Origin of the sequence: Paraburkholderia sartisoli (assembly GCF_900107685.1) — a bacterium.
Taxonomy (GTDB): Bacteria; Pseudomonadota; Gammaproteobacteria; order Burkholderiales; family Burkholderiaceae; genus Paraburkholderia; species Paraburkholderia sartisoli.
On the sequence record NZ_FNRQ01000012.1, the window covers coordinates 79,268 to 98,459 of the forward strand.

Here is a 19,192-nt window from a genome sequence, read left to right on the forward strand (position 1 = left end):
TCGATGAGCGAAATAGTCATTGCCGCCACGGCGGCTCCCGCACCGGCGCGCGCCACGAAACGCGCGCCGCGCGGTCTGCTGGCGGCAGCCGCACTCAGCGCATTGCTGGTGCTGCTGCCGCTCGCGTTTACGTTTTATCGCGCGACGACGTTCGGTTTCGACGACACGATCGAACTCGTGTTCAGGCCGCTCGTCGGCGAACTGTTTGTGAATACGCTGATGATCACCGTCAGCGCGACGCTTGCGTGCAGCATGATCGGTACGGCCGTCGCGTGGTTCGTCGAACGCACGCATGTGCCGGGGCGTCGCGTGTGGGCCGTGCTCGCCGCCGCGCCGCTCGCGATGCCGCCGTTCATCACGAGTTACGCGTGGATGTCGCTGAGCCTCGATCTGCAGGACTTCGCGGGCGCGCTGCTCGTGATCACGTCCGCGTATTTTCCGCTTGTGTATCTGCCGGTGGCCGCCTCGCTGCGCGGCATGGACCCGGCGCTCGAGGAAAGCGCACGCGCGCTCGGCTGCGGACGCTACGCCACCTTCACGCGTGTCGTGCTGCCGCAACTGCGCCCCGCTCTCCTCGGCGGCATGCTGCTCGTCGCGCTCGGCGTGCTGTCCGAGTTCGGCGCGTTCCAGCTGCTGCGCTTTCGCACGTTCACGACGCAGATCTACGCGCAGTTCCGCACGAGCTTCGACAGCAGCGGTGCCTCGGTGATGGCGTGCCTGCTGATCGCGCTGTGTCTCGTGTGCCTCGCGTTCGAATTTCGCGTGCGCGGCGGTGCGCGCTATGAGCGCGTCGACCGCGGCGCGCGCCGCGCCGCGCTGCGCTATGAGCTCGGCAAGTGGCGCTGGATCGTGAGCGGCGGCTTCGCCGCGCTCGCGATCGTCACGCTCGGCGTGCCGCTTGGCATGATCGGCTTCTGGCTCACCCAGAACGGCGCCGCGGCGGTCACGCCGGCCGACGTGTCGCCAGAACTGCTGTTCAACGCGACGATGTCGTCGGTCGGTTTTGGGCTTGCCGCCGCGATCGTCACGACCGTGCTCGTCGTTCCGCTCGCGTTTCTGCTCGTGCGTTTTCCCGGGCGGCTCGCGACCGTCTTCGAGCGCACGGTGTTTCTCGCGCAGGGCGTGCCCGGGCTCGTGATCGCGCTCGCGATCGTCTCGCTCGCCGTGCATGCGCTGCAGCCGCTGTATCAGGGCGCGACGCTGCTCGTGATCGCCTACGCGATCCTCTTCATGCCGCTCGCGCTCGTCAGCGTGCGCGCCGCGCTCGCGCAGGCGCAGCCGCGCCTCGAGGAAACCGCCCGCGCGCTCGGTCTGAACTGGACACAGACGTTCCTTCGCGTGCTGCTGCCGCTGGCGGGTCCAGGCCTCGGCGCGGCGGCTTCGATGGTTTTCATTTCGGTCGTCACCGAACTCAACGCGACGCTGCTGCTCTCGCCGATCGGCACGCACACGCTCGCGACGCAGGTGTGGTCCGATACGTCGACGCTCGCGTTCGCCGCCGCCGCGCCTTACGCCGCGCTGTTGACGGCCATTTCGCTGTGCGCCTCCGGCCTGCTGTTCGCGCTGCTCGGCCGCTCGGCGCTGCTCGGGCGCGATCACAATCCTGCTTTGCAGTCGGCTGACTCACAGCCCGCGTCACCGTCAGTCTCGCGCCAAAGCCGCGCCGCAGATCGCTGACGGACACGGAATCGACGCATAATTGCGCACACGCACGCGTCACCAACGCCCCGACGCCCCGCCTTTTCTATCCGGTTCACATGAGCAATCTTCGTATCAGCGGGCTGCACAAGTCCTTCGACGGTCACACCGTGCTGCACGGCGTCGATCTTTCAGTCGAGCGCGGCACGCTGCTGGCACTGCTGGGCCCGTCCGGCAGCGGCAAGACCACGCTCCTGCGCGTGCTGTGCGGCTTCGAGCGCGCCGATAGCGGCACGATCGAAATCGACGGCCGCCGGGTCGCGGGCGACAACCTGCACTTGCCTTCCGAGCTGCGGCGTATCGGCTATGTGCCGCAGGAAGGCGCGCTCTTTCCCCATCTTTCGGTTGCCGACAACATCGTGTTCGGCCTGCCGCGCGGACAGCGTCGCGCACAGCATCGCGTCGCGGAACTGCTGGAACTCGTGGGCCTCGCGCCCGATTATGCGAACCGCGCGCCACAGCAACTGTCCGGCGGGCAGCAGCAGCGTGTCGCACTGGCCCGCGCGCTCGCGCCCTCGCCGACGCTCGTGATGCTCGACGAGCCGTTCTCGTCGCTCGATGCCGCGCTGCGGCTCGAAACGCGCCAGGCGGTGGCGGATGCGCTCGCCGCCGCGGGTGCGACCGCGGTGCTCGTCACGCATGATCAGTCTGAAGCGCTTTCGCTCGGGCACGAAGTCGCCGTGTTGTGGAACGGCAAGCTGATCCAGACCGCGACGCCGGAGACGCTTTACCGGCGACCTGTCTCGCGCGAACTCGCTTCGTTCGTCGGCGAAGCGGTGCTGCTGCCAGGCGTTGCGTCAGGCGACGTCGCCCAGTGCGCGCTCGGCGAACTGAAGCTGTCGGCACCCGTCGCGGACGGTCCAATCGACGTCATGGTGCGTCCCGAACAGATTCACGTGCTGCACGCACACGACCTGGCTCGCGACGGCGTGCCGACGTTCGGCGCGGTCGTGCGCGAAGTGACGTTCAACGGACAGGACGCAAGCGTCGTATTGCAGCTGCTGGACGATGGCGCCGCGCATGCAAACGCGAACACGAACGCAAACAGCACCGCGATTCGCGCCCGCGTGCCGGGTTATCGCAGCCCGCAGCCAGGCGAGCACGTACGGCTCGCCGTCGATGGCGAAGTGACGGGCTATACGCGCGCCTGAGTGCGCACCGACAGATCCTGCATCATCTGCGCGGCGAGATAGTCGCACGTCGGGCGGTCGGATTTCGCGCTGCGGGCAACGACGATCTCCAGCGGCTCGATGAACGGCAGCCCCTGCGCCTCGCCGTAAATCGACAGCCGCGACGGCACGCTGCAACGCGCGAGCGCCACGACGGCGAGCCCCGCATCGACGGTTGCCACGAGCCCCAGCAGGCTCGCGCTGCTATACGCGGCGCGGTACTTGATGCCCGCGCCGTTGAGCGCCGCGAGCGTATGCGCCCGCGCCACGCAACCATGCTCGTATAGCCCGACCGGTAGCGGCGAGGTCGCGAGCACCGAGGTGTCGTCGGGCGCGCCGACCCACACCATTTCCTCCCGGCGCACGAGATCGCCGCGCAGCCTGCGGTCCCGCGTGACGAACGCGAGATCGATCTTGTTGTCGGCCAGCATCGGCGCGAGCGCCGTGCTCTGCGCGCAGACGATCTCGATCTCCACGCGCGGATACAGGTTCGAAAAGCGCCGCAACACCGGCGAAAGCAGCGACGACACGTAATCATCCGGCGCCCCGAGCACGACGCGCCCGCTGACATCCGGCCGTGCGATTGCCGACCACGCTTCCTCATGCAGATCGAGCATCCGCCGCGCGTATTCGAGCAGCGTGTTGCCCGGACGCGTCAGCGCGAGATTGCGCGTGTCGCGCATGAAGAGCGTCGTGCCGAGCATGTGCTCCAGCCGCTTGATCTGCATGCTGACGGCCGCCTGCGACCGGTGTACCACCACCGACGCCTTCGTGAAACTGCCCGCCTCCACCACCGCGACGAACGTGCGCAACAGATCGACATCGAATTCGGGGTGCATGATTTATCAATTTGGCTTATGGAATTTCTCAATTTAATTCGTTTGTGAGTACACGGCAAGTCATCGATACTCCGTTCGTCAACGTCTGTCAGGGAGCCGTGTTTCATGAACATCACCGAACGCCAGCAGGGAGCCGTCACACTGGCCGCCGGCGGACTGCTGATGGGCACCATCGGGATCTTTGTCGAAGAGGCGCGGCTCGGCGCGCTCACGCTGGTGTTTTTCCGCTGCCTGTTCGGCTTTCTCGCGCTCTTCGCATACTGCGCGTGGAAGGGCTTCTTCGCGCGCCGCTTTTTCACCCGACGCACGGTGACGCTCGCCGTCATATCGGGCGTGCTGATGGTCACGCAGTGGGTCGGCTTCTTCGATGCGATTCATCGCACGAGCATCGCCGTCGCGACGGTCGTCTTTCACGTGCAGCCGTTCTGGGTCGTGCTGATCGGCGCGGCGCTCTTCAACGAGCGGCTCGGCATCGACCGCCTCGGCTGGATCGCCAGCGCGTTCGTCGGGCTCGTTCTCGCTTCGGGCGTGATCGCGAGCGGGAACGTGCAGGGGCATGCGAGCTATCTGATCGGGATCGGCGAAGCGCTCGCCGGCTCGGTGCTGTACGCGAGCGTCACGCTGATCGCGAAGAGCCTCGGCGATATGCGCCCGCATCTGTTGACGCTCGCGCAATGCCTCGTGGGCGTGGTCTGTCTGCCTGTGATTGCCGCGTTCGTCGCACCGCTCGGGTCGGTACACCTTTCGCCGCAGCAGTGGTTCTGGGTTGTCGGCATGGGCGTGCTCCACACCGGCCTTTCCTACGTGCTGATCTACGGCGCGTTGCCGAAGCTGGCGACGCCCGTCATCGCCGTGCTGCTGTTCGTCTATCCGCTCACGGCCATTGCCGTCGACGCACTCGTCTACGGCCGCGCGCTCTCGCCGCTGCAACTCGCCGGCATGGCGTTGATCGTCGCCGCGAGCCTCGGCGTGAATCTCGGCTGGCCGCTGCTTTCGGTCGTGCTGCCCGGCATGCGGACCCGTTCCCGTTCCAGTTGAGCCGCGAGACGATCGCGCGTCCGGCACGTTCGGCGCGGTTTCGTCACCGCGCCGCCACGCTCACTCGCTCATTCGTAGTGGAAACGGCAGGCGAGCACGTAGATCAAACCGTCTTCCGGCAGATACACGAGACGGTCGGCCCGCGTGATGCGCCTCGACCAGAAGCCGGTCAGATTGCCCACCAGCGGCTCCGGCTTGCCGGTTCCCCTGAACGGATCGCGCCGGCACTCCTCGAGCAGTACGTTGATGTTGCGCAGAACCTTGTGGTCCGTCTGCTGCCAGTGCAGATAGTCTTCCCACGCTTCGTCCGTGAAGGCGAACGCGGCATCAGCCCTTGCGGCCTCTTTGTTGCGGCTCTTCTGATTGCTCATGTGTCAGCAGGTTGCGTCGAACCGCCTTGCCGGCCTTCACCTGGGCAATGGAACGCGCAAGCCGTTCGGCGTTTTTCGGAGAGCTCAACAGATACAGGGTTTCCTGCATCGCATTGAAATCATCGAGCGACACCATCACGACATGCTCGCCGCTTTGCCGCGTGATCATCATCGGCGTATGGTCGCGGCACACGTCATCCATTGCCTGCTTGAAGCCGGCACGCGCCTCGCTATAAGTTAGAACGTTCATTTTCGGGTTTCCGACCTGAGTGGTTTCGCTCCGGTCGCTCCTGTCAGATTGGGTTGGCAGCGCTGCTTTCACGGGCCTCCCTGGCGGGAAAACATGTTGGACAAGACAGCTATCCATCGGATGAACCATTGTACAGAACGCCGTACAACAAAACAATCCGCCGCCAGTGCCGCGTCTGCCTGCAACCTTGAGGCAAATCATGACATCTGGCGGCGTCGACTGACAGTCGGCCGGTTGGCTAGTTAATCAGGCATCGCAAACGTGCGGCGCGGCGTATCACGCCCGCGCCGCCGTCCGGTCATTGCGGCAGGACTTCGCCTTTGGTCTCCGGCGCGAACGGAATGATGAACAGGCCGATCACGAAGACAACCGCCGTGATCGCGACCGGCACGCCGAGCGTGTGCATGTTCAGCACGGCGGCGCCGAGCAGGAAGTTCACGCCCGCGCCCACGAACCGTCCGAACGACGTGCAGAACGCGAACGCCGTCGCGCGCACGCGGGTTTCGAACTGCTCCGGCAGCCACAGGCTGAAGAGCGCGAAATTGCCGCCGAAGAAACCCAGCACGACCAGCCACGCGATGAACGGCGCGAGGCCGTTCGGCAGATAGAACGCCCAGCCGAACGCGCCCACGATCGACACCGCCATGCCGGCGAAATAGATCGCGAGCGTCTTCTTGCGTCCGATGCGCTCGGCAAGCGGCGGCAACGCGAGACAGCCGATGATCGTCGCGATCGAAAGCAGCCCGGTCGCGATCGACGCCATCTTGATCGCCTCGGGTTTTGCCATGCCGGCCCGCGTCGCGAGCTGGATCACCGCCGATGGCTCGTACACCGCGCCCGCCCACAGCCCGATGATCGCAATGGTCAGGAGCGCGCATGCCACCCACGTGCGGCGGCGGTAAGCCGGCCCGAGAATCTCGCGCAGCGGTTTGGTGCGCGTGGCCTGCGCTTCGGTCTTCGACCATTTCTCCGGCTCTTTCACGCGCAGCAGGATCAGGATCGCGCACACGACCGGCACCGCGCCCGTCAGGAACATCGCGCGCCAGCCGTAATGCACGCCGACCGTGTAGTTCAGCGCGGCGGCCAGAAAGAAGCCCGCGTAATAACCGGTCTGAAGATAGCCCGCGCCCATCTTGCGACGGTCTTCCGGCCACGCTTCGGCAACGTAGGTACCGGCCAGCGCCCATTCGCCGCCGATCCCGACACCGGCAATGAAGCGGTAGATGCCGAGTTCCCACACGTTGTGCGCGGTCGCTGAGAGCCCCGTGAAAATCGCGAACGTGAAGATCGTGCCGGCCAGCACCTTGGTGCGGCCGAAGCGGTCGGCGAGCGGCCCCCAGATAAACGACAGCCCCCAGCCGACGAGAAACAGCGCAAACAGAATCGAGCCCGCGAGACCGACGTTAGCCGGCGTCGCGGCATACCCGGAATTCGGCAGCAGTTCGGTGAGCGCGGGCGTGAGGACAAGCGCGTAGATGAACGAGTCCATCCCGTCGAGTGTCCAGCCTGCCCACGCGCCCCAGAAACCCGCGATCTGCGAGCGGTTGAGCGGTGTGCGATGCCGCGCGCCAGCCGCGCGGTCCGTCAGTGAATTCATCATGCTCCTCCGGTAATACGGTTGGAATACGTGCTTCTGAACGACCGTGCAGCGTGTCTGCCAGACAAAAACCGGCAGTCTTGCCGCTATGATCCACGGGTGGCAGCCGACCCTGAATTCATCGACGATGCCGTTGCGCGGCGCGTGGCCGGTGCAGCGGGAAGCCGGTGAAACGGGACGTAAGACGAGGTGGAGACCCGGGTTTCTCCTGCTGGAGAACACATCATTTCATATATAATATTTGATCTTATGAGCGAAGCAACGAGTGGTTTTCCCTTACACGACGGCACCGCGGGCTCTCTGCTTCCAGAGGCCGCGGTGCCGCGGGCCAGCACGTCCCGTGTCATCGCGGACGCGCTGCGCTCGGCGATCGTCGAAGGCACGCTGGCGCCGGGCGCGCCGCTGCGGCAGGACGCGATCGCCCGGCATTTCTCGGTGAGCGCGATCCCCGTGCGCGAGGCGCTGCGGCAACTGGAAAGCGAAGGCTGGGCGAGAGTCGAGATACACAAGGGTGCGACGGTCGCGCCGCTCTCGGCGGCCGAGGCGCGGGAAATCTACGAAATCCGCTCGGCGCTCGAAAGTCTCGCGATCGGGCTCGCCATTCCGCGTCACACGGCGGCAACGCTGAACGAATGCGAAAGGCTCTGCAAGATCGCCGAACAGGAACCCGATTCCGCGCTTTACGCGGCCCGCAACCGCGCGTTCCACATGAGCCTTTACGCGCCGGCCGGCCGGCCGCAGCTCGAAGAGCTGATGGCTACGCTGCACCGACGCGGTGAACGGTATCTGCGGCTCAAACTGGGTTTGCCGAGCTACAAGGGCGAATCCGACCAGGAACACGTCGCCCTGCTCGACGCCGTGCGCCGGCATGACATTGCCGCCGCGCAGGCGCTCGTCGTGCGCCATCTGCTTGGCACGGGCGAACTGCTTTTTCGCTTCATCACCGAGCGCGTCCAGGCCGAGGCCAACGCCGCGCAACCGAAAACCCGCCGGCCGCGCGCGTCCCGCAAGCCGACCTGAACCGGGAGTTGAGAACCGTCGATGAACCTGCAAGCCCCCACGCCAACCGCTTCATCCTCGTCACCTCCCGCCGCGTCCGCCGCGCGTTCCTGGACCACCCGTCGCGACGAAAAGAACCGGCGCCTTGCCGCCGTCGCGCCGTGGCTGAAGGACGGCATCCTGCCTGCGGCGCGCATCGTCGATGCACTGGAAACGCTGATCTGTCCGGGCGACCGCGTCGCGCTCGAAGGCGACAACCAGAAGCAGGCAGATTTCCTGTCGCGCTCGCTCGCGAAGGTCGATCCGAAGAAAGTCCACGACGTGCATCTGCTGATTTCGACGATCAGCCGGCCCGAGCAGCTGACGCTGTTCGAACGGGGCATCGCCCACAAGGTCGATTTCTCGTTTGCCGGGCCGCAGAGCCTGCGCGTCGCGCAACTGCTCGAAGACGGGCAATTAGAGATCGGTGCGATCTATACGTACGTCGAACTGTATGCGCGGATGTTCGTCGACCTGACGCCGCAGGTGGCGCTGCTGTGCGCGGAAAAGGCCGACCGGCACGGCAACCTGTACACCGGGCCGAATACCGAAGACACGCCCACCATCGCCGAAGCCGCCGCGTTCCGGCACGGCATCGTGATCGTGCAGGTGAACGAGATCGTCGATGAACTGCCGCGCGTCGATATTCCGGGCTCGTGGGTGGACGTCGTCGTGGAGGCCGACCGGCCGTTCGCCGTCGAGCCGCTTTTCACGCGCGATCCGCGCCATATCGGCGATCTGCAGGTGCTGACCGCGATGATGGTGATTCGCGGCATCTACGAGCCGTATGGGATTACGTCGCTGAATCACGGCATCGGTTTCGATACCGCCGCGATCGAACTGCTGCTGCCCACGTATGGCGAGTCGCTCGGGCTGAAAGGCCACATCTGCCGCAACTGGACGCTCAATCCGCATCCCACGCTGATCCCCGCGATCGAGTCGGGCTGGGTCGAAAGCGTGCATTGTTTCGGCAGCGAAGTCGGCATGGAGCGGTATATCGAGGCGCGTCCCGACGTGTTTTTCACGGGCAGCGACGGCACCCTGCGCTCGAACCGCGTGCTGTGCCAGCTGGCCGGGCAATATGGCGTCGATCTTTTCATCGGCTCGACGCTGCAGCTCGACGGCGACGCGAATTCGTCGACCGTGACCCGTGGCCGGCTTGCGGGCTTCGGCGGTGCGCCGAACATGGGCCACGATCCGCGCGGCAGGCGTCATTCGAGCGAGGCGTGGCTCAAGCTGCTGAAGGATCAGGGGCCGGTTTCGCGCGGCCACAAGCTGGTCGTGCAGCTTGCGGAGACGTACAAGAAAGGCGGCGAGCCGACCTTCGTCGATGAGCTCGACGCCATCGCGGTCGGCCGGAACAGCCGCATGCCGGTCGCGCCCGTGATGATCTACGGCGACGACGTGAGCCATGTCGTCACCGAGGAAGGCATCGCGCATCTGCACAAGGCCGAAGGCGTCGACGAACGGCGCGCGGCGCTCGCCGCGGTGGCCGGCGTGACGCCGGTCGGCCTGCGCGCGAAACCCGAAAAGACCGCCGAGCTGCGCCGGCGCGGCATCGTCGCGTATCCGGAAGATCTCGGCATCCGGCGTGGCGAAGCCAAGCGCTCGCTGCTGGCCGCGCGCAGCATCGACGATCTCGTCACGTGGTCGGGCGGCCTGTACGCGCCCCCGGCACGCTTCAGAAGCTGGTGACGCGATGGGCGCTTCCAGTCATGCTGCCCTCGTCCCCGCGCGAGTGTCTATTCATCGCGCGATCCACGACGATCTCGCCGTGGCCGCGCGACCGCTTTTCGACACCCAACTCGCTGCGTTCGCCGTTGCCGCGCTGATCGACGAAGCGCAGCTCACGCCGAAGCCCGCGCTCGTCGACCGGCGCGGAAGCGGCGCGCACCGCGACCTCGATCTCGCGAAGATGATCCGCTCGGCCGAAGCGCTCGAACCGACGTTCGCCGCCCTCGCACGCGTTTCGCGCGGACGTGCGCCGTCCGCGACGCTGCGCGCCGAACTGGCGCAGATCGGCCGCGCGGGCGAAATCGCGATGATGCAGGCCACCGACGGCAGTAACGCGCATCGCGGCGCCATCTGGATTCTCGGGCTGCTGGTGGCCGCAGCGGCAATGGGTACGACACAAGCAACGATCTGTGCGACCGCCGCGCAGATTGCCTGCTTTCCAGACCGCTTCGCCGCGCCTGCGAGCGACAGCAACGGCGAACGCGTGCGCCGGCGCTATCACGTCGGCGGTGCGCGGCGCGAGGCGCAGGACGGCTTTCCGCATGTCGTCGACGTCGGCCTGCCCGCGCTCGATCGCGCGCGCGCCAGCGGCATCCCGGAAGACGCCGTGCGCATCGACACGCTGCTCGCGATCATGGCGTCGCTCGACGACACGTGTCTGCTGCATCGCGCCGGCTTGCCCGGGCTCACCGCGGGCAGGCAGGGCGCGCTGCGCGTGCTCGCCTGCGGCGGCAGCGCCACCACGCAAGGCCGCGCGGCGCTCGCTACGCTCGAACGCGAACTGATGGCGCTCAACGCGTCGCCTGGCGGCTCGGCCGACCTGCTCGCCGCCACTCTTTTCATCGACACGCTCATTCAACGCAACGCCAGCAGAAACCCCAGCGGGAGTGCTGCACCATGGAACATCTGACTTTCGACTATCCGGCGCGACGCGCCGTCACGACACGCGCGCACGTGGGCGTCGTCGGCTCCGGCGATCTGGAGGTGCTGCTCTCGCCTGCGGATGCGATGACGGCGCAGGTGGTCGTGCGCACGAGCGTCGACGGCTACAGCCACATCTGGAAACACGTGCTCGACCGCTTTTTCTCGCGCTATGACGGCGCGGCGCGGATCGAGATCAACGACTTCGGCGCGACGCCGGGCGTGGTCGCGCTGCGCCTCGCCGAGGCCGTCGAGGAAGCCGGCCCGGGAGACGCCGCATGAGCACAACCGACACGGATGTTATGGCGGCTCCCGCGCTGCTGCACGACAGCTTCATCGAGCTGTCCGCGCGCACACGTGCGCGCGCCGTGCTCGACGCCGGTACGTTCCGCGAACTGCTCGGCCCGTTCGACCGCATCGAATCGCCGTGGCTGCCGATGCAGGGCATCGTCTGCCAGGCCGACGACGGCGCGGTGATCGCGCGCGGCACGATCGACGGCAAACCCGCCGTCGTGGCCGCGATCGAATCGGCGTTCCAGGGCGGCAGCATCGGCGAGGTGTCGGGCAGCAAGATCGCCGGCGCGCTCGAACTGGCGTTGCGCGACTGCGAGCGCGGCAGGATCGTGCGGCCCGTCGTGCTGTTCGAAACCGGCGGCGTGCGGCTGCAGGAAGCGAATCTCGGCCTCGCGGTGATCGCCGAGATCCAGGCGGCGATCGTCGCGTTGCGGCGCCACGTACCGGTGGTCGGCGTGATTGCGGGCATGGTCGGCTGCTTTGGCGGGATGTCGCTGGCAGCGGCGCTGTGCTCGTATCTCGTGGTGACGAAACAGGGACGGCTCGGCATGAACGGCCCCGAGGTCATCGAACAGGAAGCCGGCATCGACGAACTCGACGCGAGCGACCGGCGTCGCATCTGGCAACTGATCGGCGGCGAACAGCGCGCGGCGACCGGCCTCGCCGACATGCTGGTCCCGGACGACACCGACGCTGTGTACGACGCCGTGCGGCAGGCGTTTGCGCGCGGCGTGCCGGCTACGCATCGCAGCGAGGACGTCGCGGCGTATCTCGCCCGGCTCGGTGAAATCGATCCGGCGACGGTCTCGCCTGAATCGATGCGTGCGGTTTTCCATTCAACCGCCGGCAGCAAGGGGGACGCATGAACGACACGACAATGACGCGCGGCGCGCGATGGTTTCAAGCGCTGGCCGGTGAAACGTTGACGGTGGCGCCCGTGTGGAGCGCCGATGCCGCGCTCGGCGGTGAAACCGCGCGCTTCATCGCGGTCGTGCCGGATGCACGGAACCGTTTCCCGCGCGCGACTGACAACGTCGTCGGTCTCGAACAGGGATGGCTGCTCGCCCGCGCGGTGCGCGAGACGATCGCGGCCGATGCGCACGCCGCGCAGCGCCGGCCGATCGTCGCGATCGTCGACGTGAAGAGCCAGGCATACGGCTATCGTGAGGAGATGCTCGGCATCCACCTCGCCTGCGCGGCGGCCGTCGATGCGTACGCGTGCGCACGCGACGCCGGTCACCCGGTGGTGGCGCTGATCGTCGGGCCGGCGATGTCCGGCGCGTTTCTCGCGCACGGTTATCAGGCGAGTCGCATCGTCGCACTCGACGCGCCCGGCACGATGGTTCACGCGATGGGCAAGGACGCCGCCGCGCGCGTCACGCGACGCACCGTCGAGGCACTCGACGCGCTCGGCGAAAAGATCGTGCCGATGTCGTATTCGATGGCGTCGTTCGCGAAGCTGGGGCTGCTCGACGAGTTGATCGAAGGCATCGATGCCGATGCGCCCAGCGAGGCGCAGATCGAACGCGTGCGTCAGGTGCTGGCGGATTCGGCGCGAGCGGCACGTGAGGGATCGCGCGATCTGTCTCACCGGCTCCAGTCCGGCAACGCGAAAGCAACGCGTGCGGCTTCGATCGAAGTGCGCCGCCGCCTCGCCGAACAGTGGGATGCGTGATGCGGAGCTGCATCGCGCCGCCGGTGGTAGACCTCGCCTTCGATGAATCGACGCGAGCCGCGCATTCGTGCGGGGTGCAGCGGCGCGCACACGATCTACTGAAACTGCGCGGCCTGCATCACTTCGACGGCGAACCTGCGTGGGTGCGCGATGCGTTCTCGCGCGCGCCGTTTGGCGTCGTGCGGCGCGCGCAGGTCGCGGCGGGTTTCATCGCGATCGGCATCCGGGGAAAGAGCCGGGCCGAGCGCCACAGCGCGTGGGCTCACGATGCGGACGTCGAAGCCGTGTTCTCGCCTGAAGATCTCGTTGACGTTACGCCCGCGCCGGACCGTCATACGCTACCCGCCTTCGCCGCGCTCGCGGCATTGCGGCGCGACGCGGTCATCCTCAACGGGCTCGCCTGGGGACCGGCCGGCAGCGCGGGCTTCGAGCTTGCGACGCAGGTACCCACCGTGACGTCATCGAGCGATCTCGATCTGCTGATACGCGCGCCGGAGCGCCTGTCACATGACGCCGCACTCGCGTTGCTGGCGGAACTGCACGCGCATGCCGGACACACAGGCGTTCGCATCGACGCGCAACTCGAAACACCCGCGGGCGGCATCGCGCTCGCCGAGCTTGCCGCGGGCCGTGCACGCGTGATGGCGCGTCACGCGCACGGCCCGCGTCTCGTTGCCGATGCGTGGTCCGTCAGGATGGAGCCCGCGTGATGCTCGCGTTTGTCTTCCCCGGCCAGGGCGCGCAGCAGGAAGGTTATCTGCGCCGCCTCGCCGCCTATGCGCCAGCCAAACCGACATTCGACGAAGCGTCACATGTGCTGAACCTCGATGTGCTGACACTCGACACGGCCGAAGCGCTTCGCTCGACTGTGGCCGTACAGATCGGGATGGTCGTCGCGGGCGTCGCGACCGTGCGTACGCTCGCTGCGGAACATCTGACGCCGGACGTGAGCGCCGGGCTTTCCGTCGGTGCGTATGCGGCAGCGGTGAGCTGCGGCGCGCTCGCGTTCGACGACGCGCTTCGCATGGTGCGCAGGCGCGCCGAGCTGATGGAAACCGCGTATCCGTCGGGTTACGGCCTGACCGCGGTCAGCGGGTTGACCGAACACGAGCTGGAGAAGCTCGCCGCCGGTCACGCACGCGAAAGCGGCACACAGGTGTATATCGGCAACGTCAACGCGCCGCGCCAGATCGTGATGGCGGGCGCCGACGCGGCACTCGATATGTTCATCGAACGCGCGCTTCACGCGGGCGCGCGCAGGGCGACCCGGCTCGCGGTCAGCGTGCCTTCGCACTGTGAACTGCTCGCGCACGCAAGCGACGCGCTGCTCGACTTCGCGAAAGAAATTCCGTTTAGCGCGCCCATCAGTACGTACGTGGGCAATCGCGGCGGCCGCCCGCTGCACACCGCCGACGCGATTCGCGACGATCTCGCGACCAACATGCGCTACACCGTGCGCTGGTTCGACGCGCTGACGGTCATGATCGAAATGGGTACGCGTGTCGTGCTCGAAGCGTCGCCAGGGCAGGTGTTGACCGACATCACACGGGAAGCCTTTCCGGACGTCTCCGCGCTCGCGGCGAACACCATCGCGTTCGACCGGCTCGGCGCGACGTTGCGCCGTCGTATCGAGGCAGCCGGGCGCTGAGTGCCCGGGTTCGTCAAAACCGCCGGCAACGGCAACTCACTGCCGCAACGCGTTCAATACACGAACAGCGCAACGGCCAGGCCATGTCACCCGCTTATCTTCCCGCGTTCTGCAGGCCGCCCATCGCGTCGGGCCTTGAACCGGAATCGGCCGGCGCCTCATCGCGGGACGCGTGAACGCGACTGCGATCCACCGTCGCAACCGAAGGCGTCCCGCCGGCCCGGCGCGCACCGCGCGCGTGGCGCTCGATCAACCGTTGCAGCAGGCAGAACGCGCACAGCAGCGCGCCGATCACGATGCGCGTCCACCACGAACTGAGGGTGCCGTCGAAGGTGATCAGCGTCTGGATCGTGCCGAGAATGCCGACGCCGAACAGCGAACCGATCACATAACCGACGCCGCCCGTCAGCAGCGTTCCGCCGATCACCGTGGCCGCGATCGCGTCGAGTTCCATGCCCTGCCCCTGCAAGCCGTATCCCGACAGCACATAGAACGTGAAGACCGCGCCGCCCAGCGCGGAACAGAATCCGCTCAGCGCATAGACGCCGACTTTCGTGCGCGCAACCGGCAGCCCCATCAGCAGCGCCGAACGCTCGTTGCCGCCAATCGCGTAGACGTTGCGCCCGAAGCGCGTGAAATGCGCGATGAAGATCGCCGCGACGAGCGCCGCGAGCGCGATCAGCACGTTTGCGCTCACGGAGCCGGTGCCGATCTTCAGGCGATAGGCGGAAATGGCCTTGAAGGTCGGATCGGAAATCGTGATCGATTGCGTGGTGATGAGAAAGCACATGCCGCGCGCGAAAAACATCCCCGCGAGCGTCACGATGAACGGCTGCAACCGGAAGAAATGAATCAGCGCGCCCTGCACCGCGCCGAACAGCGCGCCCATCACGAGCACGACCGGCAGGATGACCCACACCGACAGATGCATGTGCTCGGAGAGCACCGCTTCGACGATCGTCGTGAGCGCAACCACCGAGCCCACCGACAGATCGATACCGCCGGCGATGATCACAAACGTCATGCCGATCGCGACAATCAGCAGGAACGCGTTGTCGACGAGCAGATCGAGCAGCACCTGCCACGAGAAGAACCCGGTGTACATCACCGAACCGAAGCCGAAGAGCGCGCAGAAAAGCGCGATCGTCACGGCAAGCGGCAAGGTGCGCGGATCGAACACGCGCGCGAACACGGCTGAAACGCGGCTCATCGTGCCACCCCGCGCTGCGTGAAGAGCGTCATCGCCATTGCACGCGCCGAAGGCGACTGGATCACGCTGACCGCCAGCACGACCGCCGCCTTGACGACGAGCGTCGCCTCGGGCGGCACGCCGATCGAATACGTGGTGTACGTGAGCGTCTGGATGATGAGCGCGCCGAGCACCGTCCCGGCGAAACTGAAGCGCCCGCCCAGCAGCGACGTGCCGCCGAGCGTCACGGCGAGAATCGCGTCGAGTTCGAGCAGGAGGCCGGCGTTGTTGCCGTCGGCGCTGCGCACGTTCGAGCTGATCAGGATGCCGGCGATCGCCGCCGTCAGCCCGGAAAACCCGTACACCGCAAAGACAATCGCCTTCGAGCGCAAACCGACCAGCCGCGTCGCGACAGGATTCACGCCGATCGCACGGATAAAGAGCCCGAGCGCCGTGCCTTCGACCAGCAGCGCCGTTGCCAGCACCGCGATGGTCGCGACCCAGACCGAAAACGGGATGCCGAACAGATAGCCGCCGCCGACGAACAGATAGCCGGGCGCGCCGATCGGAATGATCTGTCCGGCCGTAAGCAACTGGGCGACGCCGCGTCCGGCCACCATCAGGATCAGCGTCGCGATGATCGGCTGCATGCCGACGAACGACACCAGCAACCCGTTCCACATTCCGCTCAGCACGCCGACCACGAGCGCCGCGCACAGCGCCTGCGCGACGAGCCCAGGCGTCGGTATCGCGCTGGTGGACAGCGTCGCGGCGGCCGCCGCGCCGGCGATCGCGACCACTGCGCCGACCGAGATGTCGATGCCGCGCGTCGCGATCACGAGCGTCATGCCGGTCGCGACGAGCGCGAGCGGCGCCGCGCGGTTCAGGATGTCGATCGGCGCGCCAAACAGATGACCGTCGAGCATGCGGATCGACAGGAAACCCGGATTGACCCACAGGTCGAGCAGAAACAGCAGCACGAGCGTCACGCACGGCCAGAGAAGCTGTCGTTCGGCGCCTTCGCGCCCCAGCCAGTTGGGTGTCTTCATTCGGCGCTTCCTGCAATGAGTCGATAGATGTCGTCTTCGTTCGAGACGTTGCCCGCCACTTCCGCGATCTTGCGGCGGTCGCGCAGCACCGCGACGCGATGGCTCACGCGCACGACCTCACTGACTTCCGACGAGATGAACAGAATGCCGAGCCCCTTGCCGCACAGCGCGAGCATGCGGTCCATGATGTCGAACTTCGCGGCGACGTCGATGCCGCGCGTGGGCTCGTCGAGGATCAGGATTTTCGGTTCGGTGGCGAGCCAGCGCGCCAGCAGCGCCTTCTGCTGGTTGCCACCCGAGAGCAGGCCGATGGGCTGCTCCGCATCGGCGGCCTTGATGCCGAGGCGCTCGATCCACATGTCGGCCATCTCTCGCGCGCGGTGACGGCTGATCTTGCGCAGCCAGCCGCGCTTCGCCTGCAGCGCGAGCATGATGTTTTCGCGAATCGACAGCTCGGCGATGATGCCTTCCTTCTTGCGATCTTCCGGGCAATAGCCGATGCCGTGACGCACCGCATCGTGCGGCGAACGCAGCCGCACCACGCGGCCGTCGATGGTGATCGTGCCGCTGTCGGCGCGATCCGCGCCAAACAGAAGCCGTGCCGTTTCCGTGCGCCCGGAGCCGAGCAGGCCGGCAAGGCCGAGAATCTGCCCGGGCTGCACGTCGATATCGATCGGCTGGATCATCCCGCGTCGCCCGACGCCGCACAGTTCGACAAACGGCGGCACCGCCGACCTGTCCGCCGGCGCTTCGCGCGCGGCGTCCTTCAGGCGCGTGCTCATCCGTTCGTGCCCGACCATCTTCGACACCAGTTGGTCCGCCGACAGTTCGCTCGCGAGGTATTCGCCCTCGCGCTCGCCGTTGCGCATCACCGTGATGCGATCGGAAATCGCGTACGTCTGCTCGAGAAAGTGCGTGACGAACAGGATCGCGATACCTGACTGCTTAAGATTCCGAAGTATTTCGAAGAGTTGCGCGACTTCACCGTCGTCGAGGCTCGAGGTCGGTTCGTCGAGAATCAGCACGCGCGCGTCGACGGAGATCGCGCGCGCGATCGCCACCATCTGCTGCACGGCGATCGGATACGCGTCGAGCGATTTCGTCACGTCGAGCGCGACGTTCAGGCGCGCAAGCGCGGCCTCGGCGCGCTGCCGGATCACGCGCCAGTCGATGCGCCCGAACCGCTTCGGCTGGCGCCCCGCGAAAATGTTCTCCGCGACCGAAAGATTCGGGCACAGGTTCACCTCCTGATACAGCGTGCGGATGCCGGCCGCTTCCGCTTCCTGCGGCGACGAGAACTGCACGGCCGCGCCGCCCAGGTGGATTTCGCCGCCATCGGGCGCGAACACACCGGTGAGCACGTTGATCAGCGTCGATTTGCCCGCGCCGTTCTGTCCCATCAGCGTGTGAACCTCGCCGGGATACAGGCGGAAATCGACGTTCTGCAGCGCCTTTACGCCAGGAAACGTCTTGCTGATGCCGCGGGTTTCGAGGACCGGCACGCGTTCGCCCGCGGACGCCGGAACGGTTTCGGGCGCCGGGCGGGCGTCGGGGAATGGGGATTCAGAAGTCGAATGGGCCATAGACCTTGGATGGTCGGTTGAAAAGACGCCGTCCGTTGTCACAGCAACGGACGGCGTTGAGGCACCACACTGGAGAAACCTGCTACGACCTGTCCGAAAGCGCGATCAGTATTTACGCGTGGGCAGCGTCTGTGCCGCGACGCTCATCGGGAACACGGTCTCTTCGGTCAGAATGCGCTTCGGCAACGGCTTGCCGGCCACCACGTCCTTCACCGCCGACATCAGCTGCGGCCCGAGCAGCGGGCTGCACTCGACATCGACATTCATCTTGCCTGCCGCCATCGCCTGGAAGCCACCCTTCGTCGCATCGAACGAAACGACGACTACATCCTTGCCCGGATGCATGCCGGCTTCTTCCATGGCCTGGATCGCACCCAGCGCCATGTCATCGTTATGCGCATAAACTAAATTAATTTTATTTCCGTAAGTTTTGATAAACGCTTCCATGACCTGCTTGCCGCCCGCCAGCGTGAAGTCACCGCTTTGCGACGCGATGATCTTGAATTTCGGATCGTTCTTGATCACTTCGATCAGGCCGGAATGGCGGTCGTTCGCCGGTGCGGAACCGACGGTTCCCTGTAGTTCGGCGATGTTGACGGGGCCTTTGTCGTTTTTATAGTGATCTTCGATCCAGCGGCCGCCGCGCCGGCCTTCTTCCATGAAGTCGGAGCCGATCATCGTCACGTAGAGCGACTTGTCTTTCACGTCGATGTTGCGATCGGTCAGGATCACCGGGATTTTCGCGGCCTTCGCTTCGAGCAGCACCGGTTCCCAGCCCGACTCGACCACCGGCGAGAACGCTATGACGTCGACCTTCTGGGCGATGTACGAGCGGATCGCCTTGATCTGGTTTTCCTGCTTTTGCTGGGCGTCGGAGAATTTGAGGTTGATCTTCGCGTCCGCGGCGGCGGACTTCACCGATTCGGTGTTGGCCGTGCGCCAGGCGCTTTCGGCACCTACCTGCGCAAAGCCCAGGGTGATCTTCTTGTCCTCCGCCTGCGCGCTGAAGGCGGAGAGAGTGAGCGTGCTCGCGCCCACGCAGGCCGCGATTACACGCAACGCGGTGCGTCGTGAAATGGTCATGACTGTCTCCTGATCT

The 19,192-nt window shown here is 66.3% G+C and carries 19 protein-coding genes; 11 read left to right on the forward strand and 8 right to left on the reverse strand.

Going from position 1 to position 19,192, the window contains the following annotated elements; all coding sequences use genetic code 11:
- Window positions 1-3 precede the first annotated feature (3 nt).
- On the forward strand, window positions 4-1,677 hold the full coding sequence (locus tag BLV45_RS25330; RefSeq protein WP_090537808.1) for an ABC transporter permease: 1,674 nt from the start codon (window positions 4-6) through the stop codon (window positions 1,675-1,677).
- A gap of 80 nt (window positions 1,678-1,757) precedes the next feature.
- Complete coding sequence (locus BLV45_RS25335; protein WP_090537810.1) at window positions 1,758-2,849, forward strand: ABC transporter ATP-binding protein; 1,092 nt, start codon at window positions 1,758-1,760, stop codon at window positions 2,847-2,849.
- Here the strand turns inward: BLV45_RS25335 and BLV45_RS25340 are convergent.
- A complete protein-coding gene (locus tag BLV45_RS25340) occupies window positions 2,834-3,706 on the reverse strand; it encodes a LysR substrate-binding domain-containing protein (RefSeq protein WP_090537812.1) in 873 nt (290 codons plus the stop codon). The two genes, BLV45_RS25335 and BLV45_RS25340, sit on opposite strands and share 16 nt — an antisense overlap.
- A gap of 105 nt (window positions 3,707-3,811) precedes the next feature.
- Here BLV45_RS25340 and BLV45_RS25345 point away from each other — a divergent pair, with 105 nt between their 5' ends.
- Complete coding sequence (locus BLV45_RS25345) at window positions 3,812-4,744, forward strand: DMT family transporter (protein WP_090537814.1); 933 nt, start codon at window positions 3,812-3,814, stop codon at window positions 4,742-4,744.
- Window positions 4,745-4,812: 68 nt separating this feature from the next.
- Here the strand turns inward: BLV45_RS25345 and BLV45_RS25350 are convergent, their stop codons facing one another.
- From BLV45_RS25350 to BLV45_RS25360, 3 genes are all read right to left on the reverse strand, one after another.
- On the reverse strand, window positions 4,813-5,115 hold the full coding sequence (locus BLV45_RS25350) for a Txe/YoeB family addiction module toxin (protein WP_090537815.1): 303 nt from the start codon (window positions 5,113-5,115) through the stop codon (window positions 4,813-4,815).
- Window positions 5,072-5,365: a type II toxin-antitoxin system Phd/YefM family antitoxin gene (locus BLV45_RS25355; RefSeq protein WP_090537818.1), complete on the reverse strand. Its 294-nt coding sequence runs from the start codon at window positions 5,363-5,365 to the stop codon at window positions 5,072-5,074. Before BLV45_RS25355 ends, BLV45_RS25350 begins: the two co-directional genes overlap by 44 nt.
- Window positions 5,366-5,663: 298 nt before the next feature.
- Complete coding sequence (locus BLV45_RS25360) at window positions 5,664-6,962, reverse strand: MFS transporter (protein ID WP_176954249.1); 1,299 nt, start codon at window positions 6,960-6,962, stop codon at window positions 5,664-5,666.
- A 249-nt stretch (window positions 6,963-7,211) separates the two neighbouring features.
- Here BLV45_RS25360 and BLV45_RS25365 point away from each other — a divergent pair, with 249 nt between their 5' ends.
- The 8 genes from BLV45_RS25365 to mdcH are packed head-to-tail and all read left to right on the forward strand — an operon-like array spanning window position 7,212 to window position 14,272.
- Window positions 7,212-7,982, forward strand: a complete 771-nt coding sequence (locus BLV45_RS25365) for a GntR family transcriptional regulator (protein WP_090537822.1) — start codon at window positions 7,212-7,214, stop codon at window positions 7,980-7,982.
- A 21-nt stretch (window positions 7,983-8,003) separates the two neighbouring features.
- Complete coding sequence (mdcA, locus tag BLV45_RS25370) at window positions 8,004-9,695, forward strand: malonate decarboxylase subunit alpha (protein WP_090537824.1); 1,692 nt, start codon at window positions 8,004-8,006, stop codon at window positions 9,693-9,695.
- A gap of 4 nt (window positions 9,696-9,699) precedes the next feature.
- The gene (locus tag BLV45_RS25375) at window positions 9,700-10,644 is read left to right on the forward strand and encodes a triphosphoribosyl-dephospho-CoA synthase (RefSeq protein ID WP_090537826.1); all 945 of its coding nucleotides are present in this window, start codon (window positions 9,700-9,702) and stop codon (window positions 10,642-10,644) included.
- A complete protein-coding gene (locus BLV45_RS25380; RefSeq protein ID WP_090537827.1) occupies window positions 10,632-10,937 on the forward strand; it encodes a malonate decarboxylase subunit delta in 306 nt (101 codons plus the stop codon). The genes BLV45_RS25375 and BLV45_RS25380 overlap by 13 nt, the downstream gene beginning before the upstream one ends.
- Complete coding sequence (locus tag BLV45_RS25385; RefSeq protein WP_090537829.1) at window positions 10,934-11,815, forward strand: biotin-independent malonate decarboxylase subunit beta; 882 nt, start codon at window positions 10,934-10,936, stop codon at window positions 11,813-11,815. Before BLV45_RS25380 ends, BLV45_RS25385 begins: the two co-directional genes overlap by 4 nt.
- Window positions 11,812-12,624 (forward strand): biotin-independent malonate decarboxylase subunit gamma, encoded by an 813-nt coding sequence (mdcE, locus tag BLV45_RS25390; protein WP_090537831.1) that lies wholly within the window; start codon window positions 11,812-11,814, stop codon window positions 12,622-12,624. Before BLV45_RS25385 ends, mdcE begins: the two co-directional genes overlap by 4 nt.
- The gene (locus tag BLV45_RS25395; RefSeq protein ID WP_090537864.1) at window positions 12,624-13,334 is read left to right on the forward strand and encodes a malonate decarboxylase holo-ACP synthase; all 711 of its coding nucleotides are present in this window, start codon (window positions 12,624-12,626) and stop codon (window positions 13,332-13,334) included. Before mdcE ends, BLV45_RS25395 begins: the two co-directional genes overlap by 1 nt.
- Entirely contained in the window at window positions 13,334-14,272 is a 939-nt protein-coding gene (gene mdcH / locus BLV45_RS25400) for a malonate decarboxylase subunit epsilon (protein WP_090537833.1), read from the forward strand. The genes BLV45_RS25395 and mdcH overlap by 1 nt, the downstream gene beginning before the upstream one ends.
- 94 nt (window positions 14,273-14,366) lie before the next feature.
- On the opposite strand, the gene yjfF is transcribed toward mdcH, so the two are convergent.
- The 4 genes from yjfF to BLV45_RS25420 all read right to left on the reverse strand — a co-directional run bounded on the left by yjfF (window position 14,367) and on the right by BLV45_RS25420 (window position 19,176).
- The gene (gene yjfF, locus BLV45_RS25405) at window positions 14,367-15,482 is read right to left on the reverse strand and encodes a galactofuranose ABC transporter, permease protein YjfF (protein ID WP_090537835.1); all 1,116 of its coding nucleotides are present in this window, start codon (window positions 15,480-15,482) and stop codon (window positions 14,367-14,369) included.
- Window positions 15,479-16,510 (reverse strand): ABC transporter permease, encoded by a 1,032-nt coding sequence (locus BLV45_RS25410; protein ID WP_090537837.1) that lies wholly within the window; start codon window positions 16,508-16,510, stop codon window positions 15,479-15,481. Before BLV45_RS25410 ends, yjfF begins: the two co-directional genes overlap by 4 nt.
- Window positions 16,507-18,093, reverse strand: a complete 1,587-nt coding sequence (locus tag BLV45_RS25415; protein WP_090537839.1) for a sugar ABC transporter ATP-binding protein — start codon at window positions 18,091-18,093, stop codon at window positions 16,507-16,509. The genes BLV45_RS25410 and BLV45_RS25415 overlap by 4 nt, the downstream gene beginning before the upstream one ends.
- Before the next feature lie 105 nt (window positions 18,094-18,198).
- A complete protein-coding gene (locus BLV45_RS25420) occupies window positions 18,199-19,176 on the reverse strand; it encodes an ABC transporter substrate-binding protein (RefSeq protein ID WP_090537840.1) in 978 nt (325 codons plus the stop codon).
- Window positions 19,177-19,192: the final 16 nt, after the last annotated feature.

Coding starts and splice junctions, on each gene's coding strand:
- BLV45_RS25330 (WP_090537808.1), top strand. CDS start 4: ATGAGCGAAATAGTCATTGCCGCCACGGCGGCTCCCGCACCGGCGCGC.
- BLV45_RS25335 (WP_090537810.1), top strand. CDS start 1,758: ATGAGCAATCTTCGTATCAGCGGGCTGCACAAGTCCTTCGACGGTCAC.
- BLV45_RS25340 (WP_090537812.1), bottom strand. CDS start 3,706: ATGCACCCCGAATTCGATGTCGATCTGTTGCGCACGTTCGTCGCGGTG.
- BLV45_RS25345 (WP_090537814.1), top strand. CDS start 3,812: ATGAACATCACCGAACGCCAGCAGGGAGCCGTCACACTGGCCGCCGGC.
- BLV45_RS25350 (WP_090537815.1), bottom strand. CDS start 5,115: ATGAGCAATCAGAAGAGCCGCAACAAAGAGGCCGCAAGGGCTGATGCC.
- BLV45_RS25355 (WP_090537818.1), bottom strand. CDS start 5,365: ATGAACGTTCTAACTTATAGCGAGGCGCGTGCCGGCTTCAAGCAGGCA.
- BLV45_RS25360 (WP_176954249.1), bottom strand. CDS start 6,962: ATGAATTCACTGACGGACCGCGCGGCTGGCGCGCGGCATCGCACACCG.
- BLV45_RS25365 (WP_090537822.1), top strand. CDS start 7,212: ATGAGCGAAGCAACGAGTGGTTTTCCCTTACACGACGGCACCGCGGGC.
- mdcA (WP_090537824.1), top strand. CDS start 8,004: ATGAACCTGCAAGCCCCCACGCCAACCGCTTCATCCTCGTCACCTCCC.
- BLV45_RS25375 (WP_090537826.1), top strand. CDS start 9,700: ATGGGCGCTTCCAGTCATGCTGCCCTCGTCCCCGCGCGAGTGTCTATT.
- BLV45_RS25380 (WP_090537827.1), top strand. CDS start 10,632: ATGGAACATCTGACTTTCGACTATCCGGCGCGACGCGCCGTCACGACA.
- BLV45_RS25385 (WP_090537829.1), top strand. CDS start 10,934: ATGAGCACAACCGACACGGATGTTATGGCGGCTCCCGCGCTGCTGCAC.
- mdcE (WP_090537831.1), top strand. CDS start 11,812: ATGAACGACACGACAATGACGCGCGGCGCGCGATGGTTTCAAGCGCTG.
- BLV45_RS25395 (WP_090537864.1), top strand. CDS start 12,624: ATGCGGAGCTGCATCGCGCCGCCGGTGGTAGACCTCGCCTTCGATGAA.
- mdcH (WP_090537833.1), top strand. CDS start 13,334: ATGCTCGCGTTTGTCTTCCCCGGCCAGGGCGCGCAGCAGGAAGGTTAT.
- yjfF (WP_090537835.1), bottom strand. CDS start 15,482: ATGAGCCGCGTTTCAGCCGTGTTCGCGCGCGTGTTCGATCCGCGCACC.
- BLV45_RS25410 (WP_090537837.1), bottom strand. CDS start 16,510: ATGAAGACACCCAACTGGCTGGGGCGCGAAGGCGCCGAACGACAGCTT.
- BLV45_RS25415 (WP_090537839.1), bottom strand. CDS start 18,093: ATGGCCCATTCGACTTCTGAATCCCCATTCCCCGACGCCCGCCCGGCG.
- BLV45_RS25420 (WP_090537840.1), bottom strand. CDS start 19,176: ATGACCATTTCACGACGCACCGCGTTGCGTGTAATCGCGGCCTGCGTG.